At 38.9% G+C, this 3,272-nt stretch carries 4 protein-coding genes; 2 read left to right on the top strand and 2 right to left on the bottom strand.

The window, feature by feature from the left end; genetic code table 11:
• Positions 1-184: 184 nt before the first annotated feature.
• Positions 185-643 (top strand): signal peptidase II, encoded by a 459-nt coding sequence (gene lspA, locus HZC31_06485; protein ID MBI5003008.1) that lies wholly within the window; start codon positions 185-187, stop codon positions 641-643.
• Here lspA and HZC31_06490 read toward each other — a convergent pair.
• Both HZC31_06490 and HZC31_06495 read right to left on the bottom strand, forming a co-directional pair.
• A complete protein-coding gene (locus HZC31_06490; protein MBI5003009.1) occupies positions 640-993 on the bottom strand; it encodes a hypothetical protein in 354 nt (117 codons plus the stop codon). The genes lspA and HZC31_06490 overlap by 4 nt on opposite strands.
• Positions 994-1,019: 26 nt before the next feature.
• Entirely contained in the window at positions 1,020-1,661 is a 642-nt protein-coding gene (locus tag HZC31_06495) for a hypothetical protein (GenBank protein ID MBI5003010.1), read from the bottom strand.
• Positions 1,662-1,837: 176 nt separating this feature from the next.
• On the opposite strand from HZC31_06495, the gene HZC31_06500 reads away from it, so the two are divergent.
• On the top strand, positions 1,838-2,932 hold the full coding sequence (locus HZC31_06500) for a putative Ig domain-containing protein (GenBank protein ID MBI5003011.1): 1,095 nt from the start codon (positions 1,838-1,840) through the stop codon (positions 2,930-2,932).
• Positions 2,933-3,272: the final 340 nt, after the last annotated feature.

Genomic DNA, 3,272 nt, shown 5'->3' on the forward strand with positions numbered 1-3,272 from the left:
CTTTGTTAATCCACATCAACAACTCAAAGGGAAAACTCCTGCTGAAGCAGCAGAGATTGATCTCCATTTAGGACAGAACAAGCTTCTTGATCTCATAAGATGGAGAGCAAAAATGCAGATGACGAAGAGATGACAATGTCCAAGAACAACAATCCTTATAAAACACATCCATTCAGCAAAGAGAATGAAATACAACTGGTCATTACCCACAAGCATGTTCTTTCTTATCTCTGTTTTAATCTTCTTGTTAGACCAAATCACAAAAATTCTGATCAGAACACAAATAAAAGAAGGAACCTCTATTGAAATCATTCCAAACATATTGTATTTCACGCACGCGACAAATACTGGCGCGAGTTTTAGTATGCTGACAAACTACTCTTTCCTGCTCACGATTATTGCGGTTCTTGTCATCATCGGAATATTTATTTTTTACAAAAAAATACCGCTTCAATATCGAATAGCAGCAGCGTTAATCCTTGGAGGAACAGCAGGAAATCTTATTGATCGTTTGCAGTATGGCACAGTGACGGATTTCATCAATGTACAAATCTGGCCAATCTTTAATGTTGCAGATAGCGCAATAACAGTCGCTGCAATTCTCTTAATTATTATAGTTTGGAAAGAAGAAAAAACAATCTAATGAAACCAAACTCTATATTTCTCAACAACTCTTTCGATCACAAGCGGTGCAAAATAATAATCATTTCCTTCTTGAATAACAAGTTTTCTTTTTACAAGTTGCCGAAGAACAAATTCCTCCAGTGCTTCTCCTCGCAAAACAGTCCTGGTCCCATAATCAAGAACATGATCCGCATGATCAGAGAAAGGACCAGATATAGGAACCCATCTTTCTGCTCGTTGTGAATCAGCGATGTTCTTGTGCAGAATTCTTTCATCTTGATATTTACCTAAGATTCCAGAGTACAAGAAAACACTAGATGCGTCCTTTATATCAAACGGACTATAAGCATAAGAAGGTGGAGGGGTCATAAAAAAGAAGAAAAAAGTGCAAGAATTTATTTCTTGCTTTTCTTTTTACCATTCAACTTTTTAGCGGGAGCGCGTTTTGTCGTCATCATTTTTTCGATGTCGTCAAGTTCCACAAACTCATCGTCTCCAAGGGTTTCCTTTTCCGCGTTTTTCATTGCTTCAAGGGATTCCATGAGCGCGAGAGATTGCATTTCAGGTGTTTCAACATCATACGTGGAAACATCAACTCCTTTTTGTTTCTTCAGTGGTTTGAAAGGAAATTGCATAGCAGGCGCAACAGGAGCGGTTTTCATTTCACCGCAAGTTCCGCTAGAGCATTTCTCTTTTTTACATGCGCTAGAACTGGTGCATGCAAGCAATGTGCCAATAAATCCGAAGATCCCAACAACAAGCAATAGTGCGAGAAGCCAGAGCTGTTCTGGAAACAAGCGTTGGAAAGAGAATAATCCAGTCAGTATCGTAATGGAAAACACACCAACACTAAAAAGGCTTCCCAATGTGCTGGAAAACAAGAATATACTCAACACAAGAAGTGTCACAAGAACAAATAATGCAGTCATGAAAAATTCAGGACCGTATGTGGTGTAAACCAATAAATCAGTCACTGTTGCCATGCCCAGTAAGAGGACAAGCACTAAAAAACAATAAACGCTATTCTTTGATTTCATATATAACCCCTCCAAATATAACTTTTGCAATTTCTATCCCGTATCAATATTCATCAAAAACTATACAAACATGGAGAAATGTAGTCCTTATATAGGTTTCCATTGGGGAGTGATTACAGACCAAAACCTTTAAAAACCGTAGATGCTTACTCTCTTATACCTAATAGTATACTATAATGGGGGTTAGGAATATGAAGAAATTTTTGCTTAGCGCGCTTTTGGTGTTTGTTTTAGCATTGGCAGTAGTCTTTGCGACAGCACCAACAGTCACAACAGATTGTGCAACAACTGCAACAGTGGGCACAGCGTACACTTGTACCGCAACAGGATCAGATTCCGCAGATAGTGGAACAATCGCGTCCTATGCAGTCTCTGGTGTTACGGGGATGACCATCAGTTCCAGTACAGGAGCTATTAGTTGGACACCAACGACAAGCCAGATTGGAACACAGACATTTACAGTAACAGTAACAGATGCTACTTCTGAAACAGGAACAGCGAGTGTTTCCGTTAGTGTTTCAGGAACAGACATTGAAGAACTTCTTTTCGAAATAGACAAGTTTACAGAAGAAGTTGACGCAACACAAGATGATCTTGATGACATAGAAAATGATATTGAAGATGAAATCGAAAACTACCAAGATGCAGTTGACGATGACGATAGTAGAGATCAGAACGACGCAGAAGATGAACTTGACGATCTTCTCGATGACCTTGATGATCTTAAAGATGACGTTGATGATCTTGATAATGACTGGGATGATCTTGATAATGACTTTGATGACATTGACAATGATGATTGGGATGACGAAGATGTTGATGAAGACGATGTCGATGAAGATCTTAAAGATCTCGAAGACGACATTCAAGAACTTTACGATGACATCGAGTGCTATGAGTACATGATTGAAGAGAAAGAAGACAATTGTGATGCTTTGGACGAAACTGAAGAAGATACTTCATCCAGTTCAAGCACATCCAGCACTTCAAGTACCTCAAGCAGCTCAACTGGCTCAAGTACAACAAGCAGTTCAACAAGTACAGCAAGCGATGATGAAGAAGCTGAAGAAGAAACTCCTTCTGAATCTGTTGAAGTGATTACAAGCACAACAACAACAAGTGTTCCATCATACGCGACAACAGCAACAGTCAAACCAACCGCGAAAGCAGATGAAGGATTTGGCACTATTGCATTGTTAGCGTTAGTGGGCGTATTATTGTTGATCGTTGTTGTGACAATGATCGCGGTCTTGTTGAGAAAGAAAAATTAATTCTTTCTTTTTTTCTTATTATTATTATTATTATTATTATTTTATATTCATACTCGTTTGTTTTCTATCAGACTTTTTAATAATAAAAAAATAAAAAAATACATAGGGATTCTCAAGGACTGCAAGGCGATTCAAAAAATAAAAAGCAAATAGTTGTTCAGTAAATAACACGGAAGCGCCACTTACGTTATTGCTCGCCTATCCAATGCCTAAAGGCATTGGTTTTACGGCTCGCAAACGAGCGGTGGCGCTTCCGTGGGATGTAGAATCGGCGCTTGCGGAATCTCGGCGCTACATCATCGCTCTAAAGAGCAAGGTTTTGCGCCGATTTTTCATAAAA

It is taken from the genome of Candidatus Woesearchaeota archaeon, from assembly GCA_016214075.1.
GTDB lineage: Archaea > Nanobdellota > Nanobdellia > Woesearchaeales > DSVV01 > JACRPI01.

Coding starts and splice junctions, on each gene's coding strand:
- HZC31_06490 (MBI5003009.1), bottom strand. CDS start 993: ATGACCCCTCCACCTTCTTATGCTTATAGTCCGTTTGATATAAAGGAC.
- HZC31_06500 (MBI5003011.1), top strand. CDS start 1,838: ATGGGGGTTAGGAATATGAAGAAATTTTTGCTTAGCGCGCTTTTGGTG.
- HZC31_06495 (MBI5003010.1), bottom strand. CDS start 1,661: ATGAAATCAAAGAATAGCGTTTATTGTTTTTTAGTGCTTGTCCTCTTA.
- lspA (MBI5003008.1), top strand. CDS start 185: ATGAAATACAACTGGTCATTACCCACAAGCATGTTCTTTCTTATCTCT.